The organism is Butyrivibrio sp. LC3010 (assembly GCF_000424385.1).
GTDB lineage: Bacteria > Bacillota > Clostridia > Lachnospirales > Lachnospiraceae > Butyrivibrio.
This window is the reverse complement of sequence record NZ_AUJU01000002.1, coordinates 17,973-40,655: the sequence shown is the minus strand read 5'-3', so window position 1 is coordinate 40,655 and position 22,683 is coordinate 17,973. Positions and strand designations below refer to the sequence as shown.

Sequence of the window (22,683 nt, the reverse complement as noted above, 5' to 3'; positions counted from 1 at the left end):
AAACCTCTTACTTAACTACTACAGTACATGTAGCTTTATGTTTACCATCTACCGACTTAGCAGTAATCTTTGCTTTACCCTTTGACAAAGCAATAATATTTCCTGCTGCATCTACAGATACAATACCGGGTTTGCTGCTCTTCCATGTAAGTTCTTTGTTCGTAGCTTTTCTTGGATTGAACTTAACGCCCAATGTAGCACCTGCTCCGACAGTAAGTTTTATTTTTTTCTTTGTCAATTTAATTGACTTGACTCTGGTTGCTTTTTTTACAACTACTTTTATCTGAGCCTGATAGCCACCATCAGCTGAAGTACAGGTAATAACACATTTACCTTTCTTCTTTGCCGTTATGACACCATTCTTATTGACAGATGCAATTTTCTTATTAGAGGACTTATACCTAATGGCTTTATTAACTGCCCACTCAGGGAATACGGAAGCGTTGGCATTTGCCTTGCTACCCTCAAATATGCTGATTGTGTTTGCAGCTACTTCAACAGTTTTTACTCGTCCATCCGTTACAAGAACACGGCATCTTGCCTTTTTACCACCGTAAACAGATGTAGCAAATATTTCACATTCACCATTCTTTAAACCGGTCACTATACCTGCATCGGATACAGTAGCAACGGCACTGTCTGATGAACTCCATATTACGCCCTTGTTATTGCTTACAGTAGCAGTCAGCTGGATTGACTGTCCAACGCCAACCATTGCATTGGGTGTATTAATGGAAATACTAACAGGTGCTGAATTATAGTTTACGTTATTATAGTCGTTAACACTTGTAGGATAAATTCTGTGGAATTCATTAGTATTATAAGGATCATAACGACTATGCAAATAAGTTATACGTCTTCCATTTACACTGACTGAAACAGTATCGAAGTTTTTACTTCCTTTAAGGAACCATACTGATTTGTCGCTAAACTCTGAACCCCATGTCGAATCAACATTGTAATAAATATTACCTATCTTTACAATGTTCCATCCATGAGCTCCTGTCGCCCCTGCTCGACCACCATCTCCCGGTATAAGTCTTGCATCTACACCGCTCATTAGCATCATTCTGTAAAATAAAAGTGAGTAACCTTCACATACAGTATAATGCTTTATAGCAGCAGAATAACATGAATACGGACTGTAATCACCATAGGATTGTTTTATTTGAAAATCATGATCATAAGTTACATTCTTACATATCCAGTCATAAGCCGCTTTTGCTTTATCATAATCAGATTTAAGACTTGTAAGCTTTAACTTATTTACCAGGGAATTAATGGCATTGGTTGTTTCAATTTCCTGCTGTGCACTATGGGTATAAATGAAGCTAATTTGAAAAGTACCATAGGTCATGTCATTAGCATATGCTTTTGTAGTCTGATAACTGTTTTCACAATAAGCCCATCTTACATAATCGCCTTCATTAGGAACACCGGTATGCTCAATCATTACGTCATAAAGCTCGTTTACGATTGTTAATTCATTATAAATTCCAGGAAGCTTAAAATCGACAGTAATGAGAGATTGTCTCGCCATTATTCCTCTTCTTACAGCTTCACCCATTTCCTGAGTAGAAGTACATTTTCCTCCGGATGCTAAAAGAGTTTTAACATTTACAGTTGAATCAAGGCCTGAAGCCAATAAATCAAGTTCCTCTTTGTTTGCATCAATTACGCCTTCATATACGGGGTTAAGTTCTGCTATCGCATCAGATGTGGTAAAGTTTAATACAACAGAAACATCATAAACTGAGAAACTGTCAGCATCATAATGTACAACAGTCTCTTCTGTATCTCCATAAATATCTGTAGCATTATCATTAGCACTGTTCAAACCATAATTCTGTGTAACGTCAGCATTTACCTCTGTTGTTGTAAGGTCATCCTCAATATGAAAGACCTGAAGAGATGTAGAATCACCATCTTCCTTTGCGTCAGTAAGTTCATCAGCAAGTACGATATCAACTGAAACATTGCCTTCCGGTTCTATTTCTACACCATTATTAAATAATGAAATATCAAAGGATGCAGATTCATATACAGCTGATTCTGCAGGTAATACATCATTTACAAGCTCATCTGTTTTTACGCCTGCTACTTTGTTCACTTTACGAACAACAGCTTCAGTTCCGGCAGGTACAACGCCCGCATCAGCGTGAAGAATTATCTTGTAGCCGTCTACAATTCCTACAAAGTCAAATGCTTCAGATTCTTCAGCATTTGCATTGCCGTCAGATACTTCACTTTCAGCTGCCAACTCTTCATCAGTCTTATTTTCGGCATCAGAAGGATTTTGAATCTCCTGATCATTGGCTGTGTCTGATATTCCGGCATTTTGATCAGACTCTGAATTCTCAGAAGCTTCTTCAGATTCTGCTTTATCAGCATTACCATCAGTAACTGCTAAATCACCATCTGATGTATTTTCAAGCTGATCAGTAGTAATATTATTACCTGCAGCTTCATCAGTACTCTCAGCAACTGCTCCAACAGTATTGGAAGAATTATCATCACTTGAAGAACTATCATCTGATATTGAACTGGTTATAACATCAACAGTTGAATTATTCTCTTCTGCAGCTGAATTATTTTCATCTGCAGTGCCAAAATCCTCATTGCCTGTGATTTCTTCGGTTACATTTATGTCGTTAATTTCTGATGCATTTACGGTTAAAGCAGCACTGTTTTCAACCATTATGGCAAAAGCCAGTGATAGCGCCAGAATACTCTTACCCCAAAAAACTTTTCTCACCTTATTACTTCCTTTCAATAGTCCCCGATTATATTAAATAGCCTTTTTTAGAAATACGTGCTGATTTGTTTTATATCTTTTCTCTTTGATAATTTCAAATCCTGCATCTTCAAATACTGACAGATCCATATCAAGATTGCATTCTGCAATCAGCATCGTATACTCGGTAACATATGGCAAACGTCCCAAGAGTTCGAAAGTCCTTTCATACAGACCTGATTCATAAGGCGGATCTACAAAAATAAGATCAACCTCTTTTTCCTTTATATTTTTCAGACCCACAAGGACATCCTGTCTTAAAACAGTTGCCCTGTCTTCGAATTTAGTAGTCTGCAGATTCTGATTGATGCATTTAACAGCCTTAATATTGTTCTCAATAAAATATGCCTTTTTTGCACCTCTTGAAAGAGCTTCAATTCCTATTCCGCCGCTTCCTGCAAAGACATCTATAAATACAGCTCCCGGAACATCATTCTGAAGCATATTGAAAAGAGTTTCTTTAATTCTATCCTGTGTAGGTCTCGTATCGTTACCTTCAGGTGTTACGAGTCTCAGGCGTCTTGCCTCACCAGCTATTACTCTCATTTTATCTCCAATTTTTTTATAATCTTACTTTTGTGCCTTTAGTATCTCTGCTTGTTATCTTTAGATGATCAAGCTTTAAATCCTTGCCATTGTGTTCAATTGATTGCTCATCAGCTTCTTTAAGATAGTACACATCTCTTACAGAATCTTTGGCAGAAAGACGCATTCCTCTGACACCAACAGCTCCCTTTTTCTTCTCTGGAACTTCGTCGATGCTAAATCTAAGGAAGAATCCTGCCTCAGACTGAAGTACAACAGTATTTATCTCATGCAGCTCATGAACACTTACAACCTCATCGCCTTCTGCAAGCTTTGTTGCGGCAACTGTTCTTCTTGTAACATCAAACTCGCCACCGTCAACTATCTTCATATTAGCCTGTTTAGTAACAAACATAATTCTATACAGGTTGAGATTGCTCTGGCTTGAAACGTATATTATCTGGTCACTGGTCGTGTCAAAGTCACTCAGGTTATCAATCGGTACACCTTTATCTCTCATTCTTCCCTGTGGAAGATCCAGTGCCTTGATAGTATGCAGATTACCATTAGCTGTAAATATACATACCTTACCGGTATTTTTCATTACAAATGAAAATCTGAAGTCATTCTTGATAGTATCAAAGTTCTTTTCATAAGTAGTTACATCAATGGTCTTGGCATAACCAAATCTGTCCATGATAAATGCCACATCGATCTCTTCAACCGGCTTTTCTTCATAAACAGCCTCTTCAACGTTATCAATAACCGTTCTACGCTTAACGGCATATTTCTTTCTGATCTCACTGAGTTCATTTTGAATTACAAGAGACATTGACTCGTGATCCTCAAGAATATCCTCATATCGGTATATTTTTGCGATAGTGTCCTCATGTTCCTTTACGAGAGCTTCAAGTTCAAGACCTATTAATTTGTAAAGTCTCATCTCCAGAATAGCGTCAGCCTGTCTTTCTGTGAAAAGTAGCTGGGCAGCCATTGCTCTTGAGGCTTCACTCTTAAACCTGATGCCTTCAGTGTTACCGTTTACAAGGCAATCCTTAGCCATAGGTCTGTCCTTTGAACCTCTGAGAATTTCGATTACGATATCAATTACATTGCAGGCCTTAATAAGACCTTCCTGAATTTCCTTTTTGTCCTGTTCCTTATGAAGCAGTGTAGTATACTTTCTGGTAGCTGTTTCAAACTGGAAGTTGACTACAGCCTTCATTATTGACTGAAGACTCATAGTTTCCGGTCTTCCGTCAGAAATTGCAAGCATATTTACACCAAAGGTATCTTCAAGCTTGGTCTTCTTATAAAGGAGATTTGTAAAATTCTCAACATCCGTATCCTTCTTAAGCTCGATCACAATACGGATTCCCTCTTTTGAAGACTGGTTTGAAATATCAATTATGTCATTGGTTACTTTCTTCTCCGCAAGCTCAGCAACATCTGAAAGGAATTTTCCAATTCCGGCGCCAATCATTGTATAAGGAATCTCAGAAATAATAAGATTTATATGACCGGCTTTACCCTTTTCAACGTCAACCTTACCACGAATGCGAACCTTACCCTGTCCTGTCTCATAGATTGAGCGAAGGTCGTCCTTATTTATTACGATTCCACCTGTAGGGAAATCCGGACCTTTGACATATTTCATGAGCTGTTTAGTTGTCATCTCCGGATTTTGCATGAAAGCAATCTCTGCATCAATTACTTCTGCCAGATTGTGTGGCGGAGTATTTGTTGCCATACCTACTGCAATACCTTCAGATCCATTTATCAGAAAATTAGGGATTTTAACAGGTAAAACGGTAGGTTCACGCTCAGTTTCGTCAAAGTTTGGAATAAAATCAACTACATCCTTATCAAGATCTGCAAGGAAATTCTCCTGAGTAATCTGAGCAAGCCTTGCTTCTGTGTAACGCATGGCAGCTGCTCCATCACCCTCAATATTTCCAAAGTTACCATGACCGTCAACCAGTGGAACCGCCTTCTTAAAGTCCTGGGTCATAACAACCAGTGAATCATATATAGAGCTGTCACCATGGGGATGATATTTACCCATGGTATCACCGACTATACGGGCGCTTTTACGATATGGTCTGTCATATCTGATACCAAGCCCGTACATATCGTATAAAGTTCTGCGCTGAACAGGTTTAAGACCATCCCTGATATCCGGAAGTGCACGAGCTACAATTACACTCATTGCATAGTCTATGTATGACTTTTGCATTATTTCCGAATATTCGGAACGAATCAGTTTTTCTTCCATTATGTAAACCTCATTTAGATATTTATAGACTTATTTTAAAATTCGTTATCATCAAATCCAGTGAATGTCTGTATATTAAACATCCAGCTCAGCATCTGTAGCATGCTGATGTATAAAATCTCTTCTCGGAGGGACATCGTTCCCCATAAGAAGCTCGGTCATGTGTGAAGCCATCTTTGCATCTTCAATTTCTACAAGTCTCATCATTCTGTTTTCAGGATCAAGAGTTGTTTCCCAAAGCTGCTGAGGATCCATTTCACCAAGACCTTTATATCTTTGAAGTGTAAATGAGCCTTTATGGTTCTTACGATATCTCTCAAGTGCTGCATCATCATAGAGATATTCTTCCTTGCCTCTGCTGGGCATAGCCTTATATAAAGGCGGCATTGCAATATAGACATGTCCTTCGAAAATCAGCTCAGGCATAAATCTATAGAACAATGTAAGAAGAAGTGTTGCAATATGAGCACCATCTACATCGGCATCAGCCATAATAACAATCTTGTCATATCTAAGCTTTGATATGTCAAAGTCATTGCCATATCCTTCAGAAAAGCCGCATCCAAAAGCATTGATCATAGTTTTAATCTCTGCATTTGCCAGAATCTTATCTATGCTTGCCTTTTCAACGTTAAGGATTTTTCCGCGAATAGGTAAAATAGCCTGAAACTCTCTGTTTCTCGCCATTTTAGCACTACCACCCGCAGAATCACCCTCTACGATAAAGATTTCACATTTTGAAGCGTCTTTACTGATACAGTTCGCAAGCTTACCATTTGAATCAAAGGAGTACTTCTGCTTAGTCAAAAGATTAGTCTTGGCTTTCTCCTCTGTTTTTCTTATTTTTGCAGCCTTTTCAGCGCATCCGATTATAGATTTTAAGACTTCCAAATTTCTGTCGAAAAATCTTGTTACCTCATCACCGGTTATCTGTGAAACAATCTTTGCTGCATCCTGGTTATCAAGCTTTGTTTTGGTCTGACCTTCAAATCTGGGATCGGGGTGCTTGATGCTGACTACAGCAGTCATACCGTTTCTGACATCGGTTCCGTTGAAATTATTGTCTTTATCCTTAAGTACACCGATCTCTCTTGCATATTGATTGATTATATTGGTAAACATGGTTTTAAAACCGGTGAGGTGTGTACCACCCTCGGCATTATAGATGTTATTACAAAAACCAAGTATATTTTCATGGAATTCATTGACATACTGAAAAGCGACATCAACAGAAACTCCGTCACTTTCACCACTATAGAAAATGACATCCGTAACGGTTTCCTTTGATTTATTCATATCGCGGATAAAGCCGGTAATTCCCTCAGGCTCGTGGAACTCGATATACTCCTCGGTTCCCGGTCTGTCATCGATGAAAATAATTCTGAGTTCAGGATTAAGATAAGCAGTCTCATGAAGTCTGGACTTTATATCTTCCTCTCTGAATCTGGTCTTTTCGAAGATTGTAGGATCAGGTAAAAAAGAAATCGTAGTACCATGCTCTCTTGTTTTACCTACCGGTTCTAACAGACCATCCTTTAATTGTACAGTGGGAACGCCTCTTTCATACGCATCTTCATAGATCTGACCATCGGTTCTGATCTGAACCTTGAGCCAGGTAGACAGAGCATTTACAACGGATGAACCTACACCGTGCAGACCACCGCTTGTCTTATAAGCTGCATTATCAAATTTACCACCTGCGTGAAGCATAGTTAAAACAACACGCTCAGCCGTGATCCCTTTTGCATGCATTCCAACAGGGATACCTCTACCATTATCCTCTACAGTTGCGCTTCCGTCAGGATTGAGCGTAACCGTGATCTGAGAACAATGCCCTGCTAAATGTTCATCAACAGCGTTATCTACTATTTCGTATACGAGGTGATTCAATCCTCTCGTAGAAACACTGCCGATATACATACCGGGTCTCATTCTTACAGCTTCAAGACCTTCAAGAACTGTAATGCTCGATGCATCATAGTTATTCATTTCAGACATAAAACTTTCCCAACCTTACTAAAACTTTTTTCTAATGCCGTTTGTAGGAAAATGAAACAAACGGAAATTTAAATGTGTATTTTTTTTGAGCATGCAATAGCAAGAGCTCCGGGGCCAATGTGACAGGATACTACAAGAGAAAGAGGATCCATATGCATTTTGTAGCCCGGAAAAGCGGCTTCTACTTCTGCCTTGAACTCATTCGCTTTCTCTAGATCATAAGAATAAGCACCGCTCAGATGAACATCATGTGCATCTAAGCCGCCAAATCTATTCTCAATATCTGACATAGCAGCATTGATCATAATATTCTTACCCTGTGTCACAGTCCTTGCCTTTGCAAAAGCATCAAGTTTTTCACCCTGTATCTGTAAAACGGGTTTAAGCTTGAGCAAAGTTCCAAGTGCTGCAGCAGCCGGTGTTATTCTTCCGCCCTTCTTTAAGTAATAAAGCGTATCAAGCATAATATAAATACTTGACTCGAATTTTACCTCTTCAAGCTTATCCTTTATTTCCTTACCACTCATACCCTTGTCACGCATTTCAATTGCATCAAGGACAGATTGTCTCATGGTTACTGAAATGCGCTGATTATTAACAACAAAAACCTTGTTCTCATAATCTTCTGCCAACATTAAAGCAGTCTGACAGGAACTGGATAATCCACTGCTAAGTGGAATATATACTATTTCATCATAATCCTTTAACATGATGTCCCAAAGCTCTATAGTAGAACCGGGACTGGGCTGACTTGTTGAAACGTCGGCACCATCAGCAAGTTTTCTAAAAAATTCTTCCTGTGTAAGATTTATTCCCTCTAAATATTCAACACCATCAATCATAAAGGGCGTAGGCAGTACTTTTATTCCAAGAGCCTCACCCTCAGCAGGCATAATACCACTGTTAGTATCCGTTATGATTGCTACCTTAGACATTGATTTCCTCCAAGTAATTACACTATATATTGTATATTAAATCACATATTCTACTAAATTTTACTTTTATAGAGCCATAAAGTCAAATGAATTTGAGATAAGCCATTGCTTAATAGGCGCATTTTCTTCCATTACGAGGTCAGGATCCTCCAAAAGAAGCCTGTCTGCAAGGCTTGCGGCTTCCTTTATCAGTGCAGCATCCTGATAGATATCTGCTACATGAAACGACATTTCTCCGCTCTGCCTTATTCCAAATAAGTCTCCCGGACCTCTCTGCTTTAGATCTTCCTCGGCAATTCTGAATCCATCATTTGAATTATTCATGATTGAAAGTCGCTCTTTTGCTTCTTCCCTTCCGGATGTGTTTATAAAAATGCAATAAGACTGAGCTTTTCCTCTGCCCACTCTGCCTCTTAGCTGGTGAAGCTGTGCAAGTCCGAATCTTTCAGCATTTTCAATCATCATAACGGTTGCATTTGGAACATTTATCCCGACCTCAATTACTGTTGTTGATACCAGAACATCTATCAGTCCATTTGAAAAATCCTCCATTACAGAATCCTTTTCAGAAGGCTTCATTTTTCCATGTAATGTCGCAACATGTACATCTGAAGGCAAAGCCTTTATCAGCTTTTCTGTATAGTCAGATACGTTCTCTACACCGTCCATTTCACCTTCTTCAATCATAGGACATATGACATACGCCTGATGCCCCTGTTTTACCTGGTCATATATAAATTTATATGCCGTGGGACGGTATTCAGTTCCTACTACGCAGTTCTTTATGGGAATTCTGCCCATAGGCATCTCATCAAGGATAGAAATATGCAGATCTCCGTACAGTATGATAGCCAGCGTTCTGGGTATCGGAGTAGCACTCATTGCGAGAATATGAGTATTCATACCCTTATCAGAAAGCTTTTCTCTCTGCAAAACGCCAAATCTGTGCTGCTCATCAGTAATTACAAGAGCTAACTCTTTATAATTCACCTTTTCCTGAATTAGCGCATTTGTACCGACGATACAATTAAAACTGCCATTCTCAATTCCTTCAAGAGCAAGCCTCTTTTCTTTAGCGGTCAGCGCTCCCACAAGAAGTACCGGTCTGATGGGAAGCTCATACTTTTCAGCCATTTCCAGGAAGCCTTCATAATGCTGTCTGGCAAGAACTTCAGTAGGTGCCATAATAGCTCCCTGATATCCGTTTTCAGCAGTAAAAAGAAGCGATAAAAATGCAAGTATAGTCTTACCGGAACCCACATCACCCTGTATCAGTCTGTTCATTATATGAGGTCCTCGAAGGTCTGATTTTATCTCATTCCAGATTGTAAGCTGTTTACCTGTAAGCTTATATGGAAGTTGTTCAATCAGGGAATCAGGAGCTTTTGATGATTCGTAAGAATAATCGTTAATGGATTGTTCTTCTTCTCTTTTCAGGAATCTCAGTCTTAATATAAACTCAAGAATCTCGTTAAATGCAATTCTTTTTCTGGCTATCCTGTATTCATCAGTATTCAGAGGAAAATGTATTTTCCGTACAGCCTCTGAATAATCAAGAAGCCCAAGCTGCCTTTTAATATATGTCGGAAGCATCTCCTCAAGATATGGCGTCATATTTATAGCCTGCTTCATCACCTTTATTACAAGCTGGTTGGAGAGCCCCTTAACCAAAGGATATTTTGGCTGCATTGAGCCCATTATCTCAAGATAATCCTCTGTCTTATACATCTTGGGCTGTTCCATTACAAAGCCTCTGCCTTTTCGTTGAACAATACCTCTGAAAACATAATGATGTCCGGGTTTAATATTGTTTCTCATAAAAGGCATATTGAAGTAAGTAATGTTAATATCTCCTGTGGTATCAGAAGCTTTAAATGTAAGAATGCTCAAATTTCTTACATGTTTAAGGGCAATATTAGATGAAGGAACTACTCTTATGGCACTTACATCACCTTCATGCAGATCGGATACATTTTGTATCTCTTTGCATATGTCATAATCACGTGGAAAATATCCAAGAAGATCCTCAATACTTTTTATTCCGCACTTTTCAAAAAGGGCGCTGCTTTTATCGCCAACGCCCTTTAAAGAAGATACATTTTCAATTAGTGATGGATTTTTCTTACCCGTCATTTTACTCCGCACTCACAATATAATAGTAAATCGGTTGTCCGCCATACTGAACTTCAACGTCACAGTTAGGGAATTTAGCAACAATACGCTCACTGAGTGTATTTGCTTCATCTTCCTTAATATCTGATCCGTAATAAAGGCTGATAAGTTCAGTAGAATCGTCGGCAATCTTGTTGATCATCATCTCGGTAACATCATCAATGTCACCACCAACGCCAAGTATTCCGTTATCACCAATTCCCATATAGTCGCCCTGCTTGATTGTTACATCATCAATCATTGTGTCTCGGACAGCATAGGTAATTTCACCTGACTTAACTGAAGCTATTGCTTCAATCATTCCCTCTTCATTTTCCTGTGCTGAAGCGCCGGGAATAAAGTTAATGGCAGCTGTAATACCCTGAGGAACTGTCTTAGTGGGAATAACAATAATCTTCTTATCCCCTTCCTTATCATCCATCATTATCTTCGCCTGGTTAGCGGCAAGTATAATGTTCTTATTATTTGGAAGCACAAAAACCGTATCAGCATCAACTTTAGAAGCAGCATCAAGAATATCGGCAGTGCTGGGATTCATGGTCTGGCCGCCTTCAATAACGTAGTCAACACCAAGACCTCTGAAAATCTCTGCAAGTCCTTCGCCTGCACAAACAGCTACAAAACCTATTTCCTTATGCTCTGCATTTACATACTTGGGTTCTTCTGCTTTAGAAGCTTCACCTTTAAGAGGAATATCATCATCCTTACTGTATGTAGGTGTTGATTCTGCAGCACCGTTAATCTCAGTTTCTATCTCAGCATAAACACCGCTTTCTGTCTCGTGGAAAAGCTTCTCACGATGTTCCATGCGCATGTTGTCAATCTTCATGTTAGAAAGCTGGCCATACATTAAAGCTCTCTGGATAGCAAGTCCGGGATCATTTGAATGAACATGTACTTTACAGATTTCATCATCTGCCACCATTACAATGCTGTCACCGATAGACTCAAGGAAACTTTTAAAATCAATCTCCTGCTTTACATTTAAAGGCTTATTAAGAAGAACAATAAATTCGGTACAATAGCCAAACTTAATATCTACTTCAGCTTCAGCCTTGGCTTTCTTCGGAACAGGTGTAGCTGCAGCCTCATCTATACTGTAATCAATTTCCTTTCCGAGAAATGCATCAAGGGCTCCCTTAAGAACCTGCATGAGACCCTGTCCGCCTGAATCTACAACACCTGCCTGTTTTAAAACAGGAAGCATTTCAGGAGTTTTTGAAAGGACAACATCACCGTACTTAATTGTTTCTTCAAAGAAAACAGCTAAATCCTCGGTACCTTCCTTTGAAAGCTCCATAGCCTTCTCAGCAACTCCCTTGGCAACAGTAAGAATTGTTCCTTCCTTGGGCTTCATAACTGCCTTATATGCTGTCTCAACAGCTTTACCAAAAGCATCTGCAATAATCGGAACATTAAGCTCATCATAGTCACGGACGCCTTTTGTAAAGCCTCTTAAAAGCTGTGAAAGAATAACGCCGGAGTTACCTCTTGCGCCTCTCATCGCACCAGAATAAATATTCTTGCAAAGAACACCCATATCTACATCTTCGGGAAGTGCTTTTACATCCTTAGCTGCAGACATGATTGTCATTGTCATATTTGTACCTGTGTCTCCGTCCGGAACAGGAAATACGTTAAGCTCATTTATCCATTCTTTTTTTGCATTAAGATTACTTGCGCCGGCAAGAAACATCTTCTTCACGTCTGACGCATTTATAGTGTTACTCAAAATTCTACCTCCTTGACCTTAGTCGATGACGCGAACGCCCTCAACGAAGATATTTATCTTCTCTATTTCAAGGCCGGTGAATTCCTCAACCTTGTATTTTACATTATCTATAAGATTATCCGTTACAGCTGAAATGCTCACACCGTAAGCAATTATTACATGAAAATCTAATGTAAGCTTTCGATTAGATCCGACAGTTACATTAATACCTCTCTTGATATTGTCTTTTTTTAACAGACTAACAAGACCCTCAGCCATATTAACATTAGCCATTCCGACGATACCGAAGCATTCATTGGCAACAGCTCCTGCATACTGAGCAATTACTTCATTATCAATAGCGATACTTCCCATATGGGTATTCATTGAAGTAGACTTCATACTGCACCTCCATTAAAGCATATAAAAAGATTATAAACTAAGCGGATAAAAAAATGAAGCGAAATAAGAATTTCGAAGAAATTTCATAAAAGATAAAAAAAGGATTCACTTGCGTGAATCCTTTAATTAAATACAAACTTCAATGAAATAAGATTAAGCACGCTCAACCTTTTTGGATCTGAGGCAGCTTGTACAAACATTCATTCTCTGTGTTCCGCCATTAACTTTAACAGCAACCTTATGTACGTTAGCATTCCAGATTCTATTGCTCTTTCTATGGGAATGGCTTACGTTGTTACCGAAATGAACGCTTTTGCCGCAAACTTCACACTTAGCCACTTTGACACCTCCTTATAAGCCATATTTGTTAATAACCAGTTGCTACTGAGTTATTTAAAACTCATAAAACATTATAATCATAATAAATATTCGCAACATCAGATATAATAGCAGAAATGTTAAGTGATTGCAAGTAAAAATTCAACATTTACAAAAAAGTAATAATTTTTACTAAATATCTTTACTGCCGCCCCGTAATTCAGGCCTTCATATATGCATCAAACTGTCTGAGGAGTACATTATATTCCTCATTTATAATATCGCATAGCTTATGGTCTCCACACAGGTTATCGGGATGATAAATCTTCATAAGATCACGGTATCTTTTTTTCAATGCAAGAAGAGAATTAACTCCCTGGAAGAAAATTTCAGCTCTGCTGTATTCATCTTCTCTAAGATATCCCTTTTCCTGCTCAAGTTTTTTTCTTTCTCTTTCGAGTTTCTTCTTATCGATGTTAAGCTTATCAAAGCCCTCTTTAAGAATCTCGATCTGTTGATCAAACAGAGCCTTGTCATCCTGTAGCTTTTGTTTGTCGTGCTCAAGGCGACTTCTCTCAAACTGAAATCGGTCGCGGAATTTTTTCATCTCTGCTTCGATCTCAGCCACTTTACGATCAACTGCCATTTGTTCCTGTTCAAGTCTCTGGCTCTCTTTATAAATCCATAGCTTCATTTCAAAGAGCTCTTCCTCGGTTGCCTTGTCAATTCTTTCTTCACTAATGAACTTTTCCATACGGAACCCCCTATACCGTACAAAATTATATGAGAAAATTTACAGCAGCTTTTGCTGGAATGTTCCCATATGCCTTACAAAATTAACTCAGGTCTCATCTTCAGGAAAGGCAATATCTACAGCGCTGTCATCATCCATCATGTCATTGCCACGATTCAAGAAACGATCAGCAATATCCGGAACAAGATCAAGTACTTTGGTTACAGCATCCTGATTCTTGATATTAACCAGCTTCGTCTGTCCGTTTTTAATTACAAGAACTGCGCTAGGTGACATCTTGGCAGCAAAGCCACCGGCTCCGGAATTCTTTTTATCGGCATCACTGGCACCTGCCCCTACCCCAAAGGAAACATCTACCAGCGGAACAATTACGGTATCTCCAACCTGAGTGGGTTCACCAACTACAGTCTTAGCTCCCATAATAGTATTCATGCCATTCATTAGAGAATCCACAACGGAATTAAACTTTGAATCTCCCATAAAAAAGCTCTCCCCAACTATGAATTGATAATTTTGTTGAATCTTTTGATAGTTTTCTTTACATCTTTGTTAAAGTAAAGTACTGCTGCAGAAAAAACTATGGTAAAAATTGTAATTCTGCCCTTGATATGCGCTTCTCCTGCAAGGATTTTACGATCAAAATCAGGCGTAACATACACCTTATTATAAACTACAGGATATAAAACACCATAAGCGGCGAGAATATCAGCAGTTACAGTAGGATCTTCCATTCCAACGAGTAAGTTCACCTTGAATTTCTTTGGAAGAATCATCCTGATCACTCTGAATAAATGCTTTTTGGTAATTTCAAATGCACGCTTGAAAATATCATTGGATAGTGTATTTTTTACCATGTCTATCTTAGCATAAATTCTAGATATTGTATATTGGATTTTTGTGAATACATCCTGTGGTACTTTGATTATTCTGGCAATTGTCTCAAAGATTTTTTCAATAATATCAAAAAATCCCTTGTCATCATCCTCAAAATCATCTTCCGTTTCTGATTCCCGGATATTCTCCTCATCAGTTTCTGAGGGAATATCCTCAGCAGAATCAGCTGCTTTTTCAGGTGCAGTTTCATCTGTGTTTTGGGCATCTGTCTGCTGTTCGATAGCATGTTCATTCCAAGGGGCCTCAGTCTGCTGCTCGATATCATGCTCATTCTCAGATGTTTTAGCGCTTTCATCCTCAGCTTTCACTTCAGGAAGACCTTCTTCCATCTCTGTAAGCTTATCCTGATTTTCACTATATATCTCATCTTCGAGATCATATTCCTCTAAGTCATCATTCTTTTTATTTTTCGGCGGATAGACTTTAAAACATAATACTTTAATATAAAACTCTTTTGATTCAGGATATGAAATGCCTCCGCTGATAAAATGAAGAAGCCAGCTAAATGAAGCACATGCAGAAATATTATCTTTAAGTTTATCAGCATCTTTCTCAAGATCTGTCTCTTGTATTAAAGCATCAACCTTATAGCGTACAGGAACAAATAATATCAGCAGAATAATTAATAATGTGAGCGCCAGAATAGATCCAAGTACGATGCCTATTATTTTTAAGACAGTTAAAACAGTCCCCATCAATTATCCCCCAACGCTCCTCCAAGATAACCTTTTATATCTCCGGTCAAGCCATTCTCATTTGCTTCATCGCACAATTTTACAATGATATCCACAGCTTCCTTATAGCTTCCGGCGATTCCATAAACAAATGCAGGGTGCCGCTTATAATACTTCTGTTTAAGAACAGCACAGTGCTTTATTTCAAGCTGACCGCCTGCCATTTCGGGCGCAGTGATCACATAGATGAAAAGCTGACCTGCTCCGTGTTTTAGCTTCCACTTAACAAGTCTTGGATTTTTAATGGATTCACCTATGTATAAATTTGAATAGAATGTACAAAACCCCTTTATAGACAAAATTTACTCCCCTGATTTTTTAAAATAACAGTCGAAAACTCTCTTAGCAATCGGTACAGCATATTCGCCGCCGGAACCCGCATTCTCTACAATGATAGTAACGGCAATCTGCGGATCTTCAGCCGGTGCATACCCCGTAAACCAGGCATGTGAGTCAGAAGTGCTGTCCTTAAATTCCGCGGATCCTGTTTTACCTGCAGCAGAATAAGATAATCCCTTTAATCTGGAGGCTGTTCCGACAGTTACAACTTTTTCCATCATATTTTTAAGAAAATATGACTCATCTTTTGTCATCAGTGTTTTATATTCAGAAGGTTTAAAGTTTTCAAGCACCTTACCATCTTCCGTCACAACTTTTTCAAGAAAATAAGGCTTCATCAGTAAGCCGTCATTGGCTATAGCCATGGTGATCAGGTTCATGTGAAGCGGTGTAACCGTGGTGGCACCCTGACCAATTCCAAGCTGCATTGTATCTCCGTCACTCAAATTCTCATCGCAGGTCGCAGTTGATGAAGAATAATTCATATCCCACGGAAGATCTGCATTAAACATAAGTTCATCAAGCGTTTTGCCAAATTTAGCCCTGTCAAGCTGCAGAGCTATATTTGCATAGGATGAGTTACAGGACTTTGCAAATGAAGTCTGAAAATCGAGTGCACCGTGACTTTCTCCATGGAAGCACTTAATGGTATCGTTACCTGAAACGAATTTACCGTTACAATTATAGCGATAATCCAAATAATCTTCACCAAACTCCTTGTAGTATTCAAGTGATGTCAGTATTTTAAAAGTTGATCCGGGAGGATATAATCCTTGAGATACTCTGTTTAAAAGTTGAGTATTATTCTCATCAGAAGTAATGTCTTCCCAATCATTTAAAATTGTAGCAGGATCAAAGTCCGGTTTTGATACCAAAGCCAAAACCTTACCGGTTTTAACATCTGTTACAATAATTGCTCCTTTGTGAGCCGATAAAGCTTCAAATGCAGTCTCCTGAAGATCTACATCAAGAGTGGTATACACATTATCCCCGGGGAATTTTAATTCATTCTCCTTAGCTTCTGCCTTACTTTTAAGCGTGGCATTTGAATTAATAAGATAATAATTGGCAAGATTCTCTATGCCGCTTCTTCCGTTTACCGAGAACCCTACAACATGTGAAAATACTTTTCCGAACGGATACTCTCTGGTTTCATTACCATTGGCATCAGTAACTGTCTTGGCAAGTATCTGTCCGTCGTTTGAATAAATTGTGCCTCGTGTATTCTGTGTTTTTAAAAGCTGCTGATGAGCGTTGTAACTGTTATCAAACATTACTCTCTCATTTTTGATGGCATAAATACAGATATAGCTTACCATCGAGATAAACAGCAGCAAAAATGCTATTCCAATAAAGATAATGGGATAAGATTTATTATCGTCTTTCATTCATCTTCTCCCTCTTTCGTTTTAAATATTCCTGATAACGTTCATCAGTTCTTACAAGACATTCGCCCTCTACAAATGCAAACATGATTATCGTAACCATTACTGAGGTTCCACCATAGCTTACAAGTGGCAAAGTAACACCTGTCAGAGGAATGAATTTTGAATCGCCGCCTATCGTAAGGAAGACCTGGAAGATGTACATAACGCCCATTCCTACGCATAATAATCTTCCGAAAATACTTTTTATCTTATATCCTTCCAGAAGTATCATAAGAAAGGTTGACATACACACAGCAACAAGACATGATGCAAAAACAATACCAAGTTCCTCAGCTATGGCAGCAAACATGAAATCTTCTTCAACGTACGGAATGGAAGTAGGTGTACCTCCATAAAGACCTAGTCCCCATAAACCGCCGCCACTTATTGCAAAAAGTGACTGGGTAATCTGATATCCTGTTGCATCTATATCTATCCAGGGGTCACTCCAGGCAGCAACTCTTTGCTGTATGTGCGGAAAAAGCCTGTAAGCTATTACACTTGCAGCTGTTCCTGCACCAAGTCCTGCAATCATATAAAGGGGCTGGTTTGTAGCAACAAACAGCATGCAGATGTACACTACAAAGAACAGCAGCGCACTTCCAAGATCCTTTAAAAATACCAGTATGATCACATGCATAGCCGCTATTACAGAGACCAAAACTACTGTTTTAAAATCCTTTTTTCTTGAAAGTATTGATGCAATAAAAAATACAAATATAAGTTTAACCAATTCCTGAGGTTGGAAAGATAGTCCCGCAATCCTGAAATTTATCTTTGAACCATTGGCAACAGAACCATATATCAAAAGAATGGCAAGTACTGCAATACCTATCCCTGCAAAAATCCATCCGCCTCTCTCAAGAAATGCCATTCTGAAAATAATTTCAGGTATTATAAATGCAATAACAATTGAAGCACATGCTATAAGGAACTGTCGTATACCTTTACCATAGGATATTCTTGTTATCATAATCATGCCTACCATAAGAAGCATACACATATTATTGATAATTAGCCTGTTCCCATCAGGATATACCAGCCTGAATAGCGAAATGGTACTTATAAGTACCAGTGACTGAATCATGAGCAGAAAGAAATATCTCTTTGATCCCGTCTGTGCAATGATTTGAATAAAACACGCAAACTGAGTCGCAAAGAGCGAAACTGTCTGCAGAAAATAAATCCACCTTCTTCTGCGTTCTCCTTTATATATGAATACAAGAAAGCTGAAAAAGGCGTAAACAGCCATACTTCCTGCTATCACATATTTTGATATTTCAGTTAAGTATAATTCCATAAATTCTGCACCTTAATCGGCGCTCCTCTCAAAATGTCCGGTCGTGTAATCCTGTTGTGATAAAATATAATCAAATTCAGAACTTTTCTTATCTGTGTGATTATAAAAAATACCATTGTAGGCATTCAAAATCTCACTGACTTCTTTTTCATTCTCAGTGGTGAAATCGATCCTGTATAAAATATTATACTTATCAGAAAATCTTCTGATTTTCTTAGCCTTCTTGAATAAAGATACAGGAACGCTGTTCCAGATAATATTCATACAGTGCTGACAGTCATAGGTAACAGGAAGTGTTCTTCCGGTCCTGTCCACAAGGCTGGTCATACCGTAGTCTGAAAGCCTGCCTCTATTACCACTGCAGCCCTCCAAAGTATTTTTAACACAGCCGGCTGTCAGCATCATTGGTACTCTTCCGTAAACCATCAGTCCTGCTTCCGGAATTAAAGAGTAATCGCATTCACCTTCTGATCCATTATAAAGTGAATCAAGGAATTCATTCATCTCATGTAAACTAAGCTCCAAGGGCAAATTGAACGCCTTCAGAACATCATCGCCGCATAACTCCTTATAAAGCAAAAGCGCTTCATGATTCCAGATATAAAGACCATAATCAAGAACAACTTTTCCTTTATATCCGGATTCTTTAATTACATATAGCTCTTCCAGATTACGTACAAGAACACCTGTCAAATTAAGATCATCAGCTTTATTCAGTATCTCTCTTATTTCTTTATGACCATCAAAAAAGCTTTCGTTTCTGATAATATACGGAAGTGAAACATAAATACTTACGTTTGAAGGTATGTCTTTGAGTTCATTTGAATCAAATTCTATAATCCTGCTATCTGCGTATATTCTTAAACTTTTATCTGTTCCGGATGCGTGTTTAAAAACGCTCGTAAGCTGAGCATTATTCATTACTGAAACAGCAAGAATATCTCTGTCTGAATCCGTATCATCTGTGACAGCCTGTCGATTCATGACCTCTTTATTATCATGAGAATTTATGCCATTTTCAACAGAACCGGCAGACAAAGTGTCCTCTGATGATTCACAAATACCGTTTGTTTTCTGATTATTTATTATAGCATTTAACAGGGCTTCACATGCATTTCTTCTTAATTCGTTTAAAGATTTATTTGCTGCAAATATCCCTTTATCATCAATATCCAATGAAATATCTTTAAGCTCAAACCAGGTATTACCAAATTTAGAAAGCTGTTTTGTAATGTCATCTTCTGACATGGGTTTTTTTAATGCTTCCTGAACTATATCTCCGGTTTTTGTCACACTGATTATACTTTCTGATATTGAACCATCTGTTTCTATGGTTATAGTTGCAGGCTCACCCACAAAAAATCTTCCGGTGAGATTTACTTTGATTTTTTTCTCTCCGGTGAGATATTTTTCACGTATCGTATTTAATACGTTTTCATCAGAACCATTGTATGCAGGATTATCAATAGTCACCATATCCTTGCTGTTGTGTCTGAAATAATATCCCTCACCTATTTCTGAACGCAGATATAAAGCTGACAATATTTTCTTATCAGCTTCTGATGCATCCAATTTGATTTTCCCTTTCTCAAAACTGTCAGATTCTGCCAGTTCATAATATCTGTCTATATATTTTCTGTACACAGAGGTAACACCTGCTGCGTATTCTGGCTTTTTCATGCGGCCTTCAATTTTGAAGGAATCGATTCCCACCTCTATAAGCTCAGGAATTCGATCAACCATACACATATCCTTTAGACTCAAAGGATAACATTCTCTTTTGCCGCTCTTATATGGAAGTCTGCAGGGCTGTGCACAACGTCCTCTGTTTCCGCTACGCTCGCCTACCATACTGGAAAACAGACATGCACCTGAATAGCAGTAACACATTGCGCCATGAATAAATGCCTCTATTTCAACGCTTTCACCATTACTGAATTTACAGTTATTATGAATATTTTCAATTTCAGATAAAGACAGCTCTCTTGCAGGTACAATACGCTTTGCACCAAGTTCCATCAAGTGCTTTGCACCGCCTTCACCTGTTATCGTCATCTGAGTACTTACATGAAGCTCGACCCAGGGGAACATTTCACGTATCATCCTGAATACGCCAAAATCCTGAATTATTGCTCCATCAAGTCCAGCCATAGCGAAGGGTTCAAAAAACTCTTTAAAGGCAGGAATTTCATTTTCCTTTAAAAGAGTGTTAACTGTAAGATATATCTTTTTCCCATGCAAATGCGCATATTGTATAGCCTTTATAACTTCTTCATTAGTAAAATTATCAGCAAAGGCTCTTGCTCCGAACCCCTGCCCTCCAAGATAAACAGCATCTGCACCTGCATTAAATGCTCCTACCATCGTTTCATAATTACCGGCGGGAGCTAATAATTCAACTTTACGCATATATAAAAACCTCGCTTAATGCGCTTCTAAAACAAGTTCCACATAACTTTTCCAAGTGGATCCCAATGGCTCGCACCAGATTTAGAATTACCTCATCTATAATAAAGGCTGCCATACAGGCAGCCCAACAATTACTTTTTCAGAGATTTAAGCTCTGTCTCCATCTGAATAATCTTTCTTGAATCCTCTGTTATATCAGATTGAAGATTCTTAACATTTTTTTCTGTATTTTCAAGCTTTATCTGTGTAGCAATAAGCTCGTGCTTAATATCATAAAGCTCTTTTTCTTTATCGCTGAGCTGACCTTCAAGCATTTCAACCTGCTTCTTTGCTTTGAAATAATCATCAGCAATATTCAGCTGCAATAATACATTCTGTGTATCAAGAGGCTGTCGCTTAAATCCATCCATTTTATTATAATCTGCAATTTTATTATTTATATAAGAGGCAACCTTTTGAAGATATTCCTCACTCTCGTATCCGCTCAGAGTAAATACCTTTCCACCAATGATTACCTCGGTATCTGTCTTAGAAGCCATAATTTTCCTCCCCATATCAAAACTTAAAAGTATTTATCCAAATTATATACTTTAGGCATATACATTATCAATAGTATAGCGCGATATTTTTTCAAAAGGGCACTACTACATCATGTATCTGCAAGCTCTGAAAGCCCAAGATGTTCATATGCAAGAGAGGTAACAACTCTTCCTCTCGGAGTCCTGTTTATAAGACCGTTTTTAAGAAGATATGGCTCATATACATCCTCTATTGTGCCCGCGTCCTCGCCAATAGAAGCAGCAAGAGTCTCAAGACCTGCGGGTCCTCCCGCGAACTTTTCAATCAAAGTAAGAAGAAGTGTCCTATCGTTATGATCAAGTCCGAGCTTATCTACATCCATTAGATCCAGAGCAGTTTTTGCAACATTCTCTGTTATTACGCCGTCATATCTCACCTGAGCATAATCTCTTACTCTTTTCAAAATTCTGTTGGCAATTCTGGGCGTCCCCCTGCTTCTTCTTGCCATTTCCCTTGCGCCGCCATCCTCTGTCTCTACACCTAGCACAGTAGCTGACTGCATAATGATCTGCATAAGCTCTTCCGTCTCGTAAAATTCCATCTTATAGAGCATTCCGAATCTGTCTCGCAGTGGAGCAGAAAGCATACCTGCTCTTGTGGTAGCACCTATAAGTGTAAAATGAGGAAGATCAAGTCTTATTGATCTTGCTGTCGGGCCTTTGCCTATTATGATATCGATTTTATAATCCTCCATAGCAGGATAAAGGACTTCCTCCACCTGTCTGTTCAACCTGTGGATTTCGTCAATAAATAAAACATCACCTTCTTTGAGGTTATTTAAAATTGCTGCGATGTCACCGGGCTTTTCAATTGCAGGTCCGCTTGTAACCTTACAGTGAACTCCCATCTCTGCTGCAATAATTTCAGCAAGAGTGGTTTTACCAAGTCCGGGCGGTCCGTACAACAAAATATGATCAAGGCTCTGACCTCTTTTTTTGGCTGCCTCAATTGATACATTAAGATTTTCTTTGATTTTAGCCTGACCTATGTAATCTTTTAATCTCTTAGGCCTCAGTGACCCTTCTATTTTTTTATCTTCATCAAGAACCTTTGCATATATAGCTCCATTACCCCGCTCTGCAGTAGTTCTTATTGTCCTTTTTTCCATAACTCCACC

18 protein-coding genes are annotated in these 22,683 nt (G+C 38.6%); all 18 read right to left on the bottom strand.

Translation table 11 applies throughout. The annotated features are described in order from the left end of the window. Positions 1-7 precede the first annotated feature (7 nt). The 18 genes from G622_RS0102010 to ruvB all read right to left on the bottom strand — a co-directional run bounded on the left by G622_RS0102010 (position 8) and on the right by ruvB (position 22,674). Complete coding sequence (locus tag G622_RS0102010) at positions 8-2,755, bottom strand: Ig-like domain-containing protein (RefSeq protein WP_026509273.1); 2,748 nt, start codon at positions 2,753-2,755, stop codon at positions 8-10. Positions 2,756-2,788: 33 nt separating this feature from the next. Beyond that, positions 2,789-3,340, bottom strand: a complete 552-nt coding sequence (gene rsmD, locus G622_RS0102005; RefSeq protein WP_026509272.1) for a 16S rRNA (guanine(966)-N(2))-methyltransferase RsmD — start codon at positions 3,338-3,340, stop codon at positions 2,789-2,791. Positions 3,341-3,356: 16 nt separating this feature from the next. After that, on the bottom strand, positions 3,357-5,594 hold the full coding sequence (locus G622_RS0102000) for a DNA gyrase/topoisomerase IV subunit A (protein WP_044956945.1): 2,238 nt from the start codon (positions 5,592-5,594) through the stop codon (positions 3,357-3,359). Positions 5,595-5,669: 75 nt separating this feature from the next. After that, a complete protein-coding gene (locus tag G622_RS0101995) occupies positions 5,670-7,592 on the bottom strand; it encodes a DNA gyrase/topoisomerase IV subunit B (protein WP_026509270.1) in 1,923 nt (640 codons plus the stop codon). Positions 7,593-7,660: 68 nt separating this feature from the next. Next, on the bottom strand, positions 7,661-8,527 hold the full coding sequence (locus G622_RS0101990; RefSeq protein ID WP_026509269.1) for a DegV family protein: 867 nt from the start codon (positions 8,525-8,527) through the stop codon (positions 7,661-7,663). 66 nt (positions 8,528-8,593) lie between these two features. Then, the gene (gene recG, locus G622_RS0101985; protein WP_044956944.1) at positions 8,594-10,660 is read right to left on the bottom strand and encodes an ATP-dependent DNA helicase RecG; all 2,067 of its coding nucleotides are present in this window, start codon (positions 10,658-10,660) and stop codon (positions 8,594-8,596) included. Position 10,661: 1 nt separating this feature from the next. Then, positions 10,662-12,434: a DAK2 domain-containing protein gene (locus tag G622_RS0101980; RefSeq protein ID WP_026509267.1), complete on the bottom strand. Its 1,773-nt coding sequence runs from the start codon at positions 12,432-12,434 to the stop codon at positions 10,662-10,664. Positions 12,435-12,449: 15 nt separating this feature from the next. Continuing rightward, positions 12,450-12,812 (bottom strand): Asp23/Gls24 family envelope stress response protein, encoded by a 363-nt coding sequence (locus G622_RS0101975; RefSeq protein ID WP_026509266.1) that lies wholly within the window; start codon positions 12,810-12,812, stop codon positions 12,450-12,452. 153 nt (positions 12,813-12,965) lie between these two features. Further along, on the bottom strand, positions 12,966-13,151 hold the full coding sequence (gene rpmB, locus G622_RS0101970; protein WP_026509265.1) for a 50S ribosomal protein L28: 186 nt from the start codon (positions 13,149-13,151) through the stop codon (positions 12,966-12,968). 199 nt (positions 13,152-13,350) lie between these two features. Beyond that, complete coding sequence (locus tag G622_RS0101965; protein ID WP_026509264.1) at positions 13,351-13,884, bottom strand: hypothetical protein; 534 nt, start codon at positions 13,882-13,884, stop codon at positions 13,351-13,353. 87 nt (positions 13,885-13,971) lie between these two features. After that, positions 13,972-14,364 carry a GerW family sporulation protein gene (locus tag G622_RS21340; protein WP_044912829.1) on the bottom strand — a complete coding sequence of 131 codons (393 nt, stop codon included), beginning with the start codon at positions 14,362-14,364 and terminating at the stop codon, positions 13,972-13,974. 17 nt (positions 14,365-14,381) lie between these two features. Next, the gene (locus tag G622_RS0101955; protein ID WP_026509263.1) at positions 14,382-15,473 is read right to left on the bottom strand and encodes a DUF2953 domain-containing protein; all 1,092 of its coding nucleotides are present in this window, start codon (positions 15,471-15,473) and stop codon (positions 14,382-14,384) included. After that, entirely contained in the window at positions 15,473-15,811 is a 339-nt protein-coding gene (locus G622_RS0101950; RefSeq protein ID WP_155831402.1) for a hypothetical protein, read from the bottom strand. The genes G622_RS0101955 and G622_RS0101950 overlap by 1 nt, the downstream gene beginning before the upstream one ends. A gap of 3 nt (positions 15,812-15,814) precedes the next feature. Continuing rightward, on the bottom strand, positions 15,815-17,239 hold the full coding sequence (locus G622_RS0101945) for a peptidoglycan D,D-transpeptidase FtsI family protein (RefSeq protein ID WP_026509261.1): 1,425 nt from the start codon (positions 17,237-17,239) through the stop codon (positions 15,815-15,817). Further along, a complete protein-coding gene (locus G622_RS0101940; protein WP_026509260.1) occupies positions 17,226-18,578 on the bottom strand; it encodes an FtsW/RodA/SpoVE family cell cycle protein in 1,353 nt (450 codons plus the stop codon). Before G622_RS0101940 ends, G622_RS0101945 begins: the two co-directional genes overlap by 14 nt. 12 nt (positions 18,579-18,590) lie before the next feature. Beyond that, positions 18,591-20,987 carry a U32 family peptidase gene (locus tag G622_RS0101935; protein ID WP_026509259.1) on the bottom strand — a complete coding sequence of 799 codons (2,397 nt, stop codon included), beginning with the start codon at positions 20,985-20,987 and terminating at the stop codon, positions 18,591-18,593. A 131-nt stretch (positions 20,988-21,118) separates the two neighbouring features. Continuing rightward, positions 21,119-21,526 carry a cell division protein ZapA gene (gene zapA, locus G622_RS0101930; RefSeq protein ID WP_029321302.1) on the bottom strand — a complete coding sequence of 136 codons (408 nt, stop codon included), beginning with the start codon at positions 21,524-21,526 and terminating at the stop codon, positions 21,119-21,121. 110 nt (positions 21,527-21,636) lie between these two features. Next, positions 21,637-22,674, bottom strand: a complete 1,038-nt coding sequence (ruvB, locus tag G622_RS0101925; protein ID WP_026509257.1) for a Holliday junction branch migration DNA helicase RuvB — start codon at positions 22,672-22,674, stop codon at positions 21,637-21,639. Between the last annotated feature and the right edge of the window lie 9 nt (positions 22,675-22,683).

What these genes read in the sequence shown, in the direction of transcription:
- rsmD (WP_026509272.1), bottom strand. Translation starts at nt 3,340, where the DNA reads ATGAGAGTAATAGCTGGTGAGGCAAGACGCCTGAGACTCGTAACACCT.
- G622_RS0102000 (WP_044956945.1), bottom strand. Translation starts at nt 5,594, where the DNA reads ATGGAAGAAAAACTGATTCGTTCCGAATATTCGGAAATAATGCAAAAG.
- G622_RS0101995 (WP_026509270.1), bottom strand. Translation starts at nt 7,592, where the DNA reads ATGTCTGAAATGAATAACTATGATGCATCGAGCATTACAGTTCTTGAA.
- G622_RS0101990 (WP_026509269.1), bottom strand. Translation starts at nt 8,527, where the DNA reads ATGTCTAAGGTAGCAATCATAACGGATACTAACAGTGGTATTATGCCT.
- recG (WP_044956944.1), bottom strand. Translation starts at nt 10,660, where the DNA reads ATGACGGGTAAGAAAAATCCATCACTAATTGAAAATGTATCTTCTTTA.
- G622_RS0101975 (WP_026509266.1), bottom strand. Translation starts at nt 12,812, where the DNA reads ATGAAGTCTACTTCAATGAATACCCATATGGGAAGTATCGCTATTGAT.
- G622_RS0101965 (WP_026509264.1), bottom strand. Translation starts at nt 13,884, where the DNA reads ATGGAAAAGTTCATTAGTGAAGAAAGAATTGACAAGGCAACCGAGGAA.
- G622_RS21340 (WP_044912829.1), bottom strand. Translation starts at nt 14,364, where the DNA reads ATGGGAGATTCAAAGTTTAATTCCGTTGTGGATTCTCTAATGAATGGC.
- G622_RS0101955 (WP_026509263.1), bottom strand. Translation starts at nt 15,473, where the DNA reads ATGGGGACTGTTTTAACTGTCTTAAAAATAATAGGCATCGTACTTGGA.
- G622_RS0101945 (WP_026509261.1), bottom strand. Translation starts at nt 17,239, where the DNA reads ATGAAAGACGATAATAAATCTTATCCCATTATCTTTATTGGAATAGCA.
- G622_RS0101940 (WP_026509260.1), bottom strand. Translation starts at nt 18,578, where the DNA reads ATGGAATTATACTTAACTGAAATATCAAAATATGTGATAGCAGGAAGT.
- G622_RS0101935 (WP_026509259.1), bottom strand. Translation starts at nt 20,987, where the DNA reads ATGCGTAAAGTTGAATTATTAGCTCCCGCCGGTAATTATGAAACGATG.
- zapA (WP_029321302.1), bottom strand. Translation starts at nt 21,526, where the DNA reads ATGGCTTCTAAGACAGATACCGAGGTAATCATTGGTGGAAAGGTATTT.
- ruvB (WP_026509257.1), bottom strand. Translation starts at nt 22,674, where the DNA reads ATGGAAAAAAGGACAATAAGAACTACTGCAGAGCGGGGTAATGGAGCT.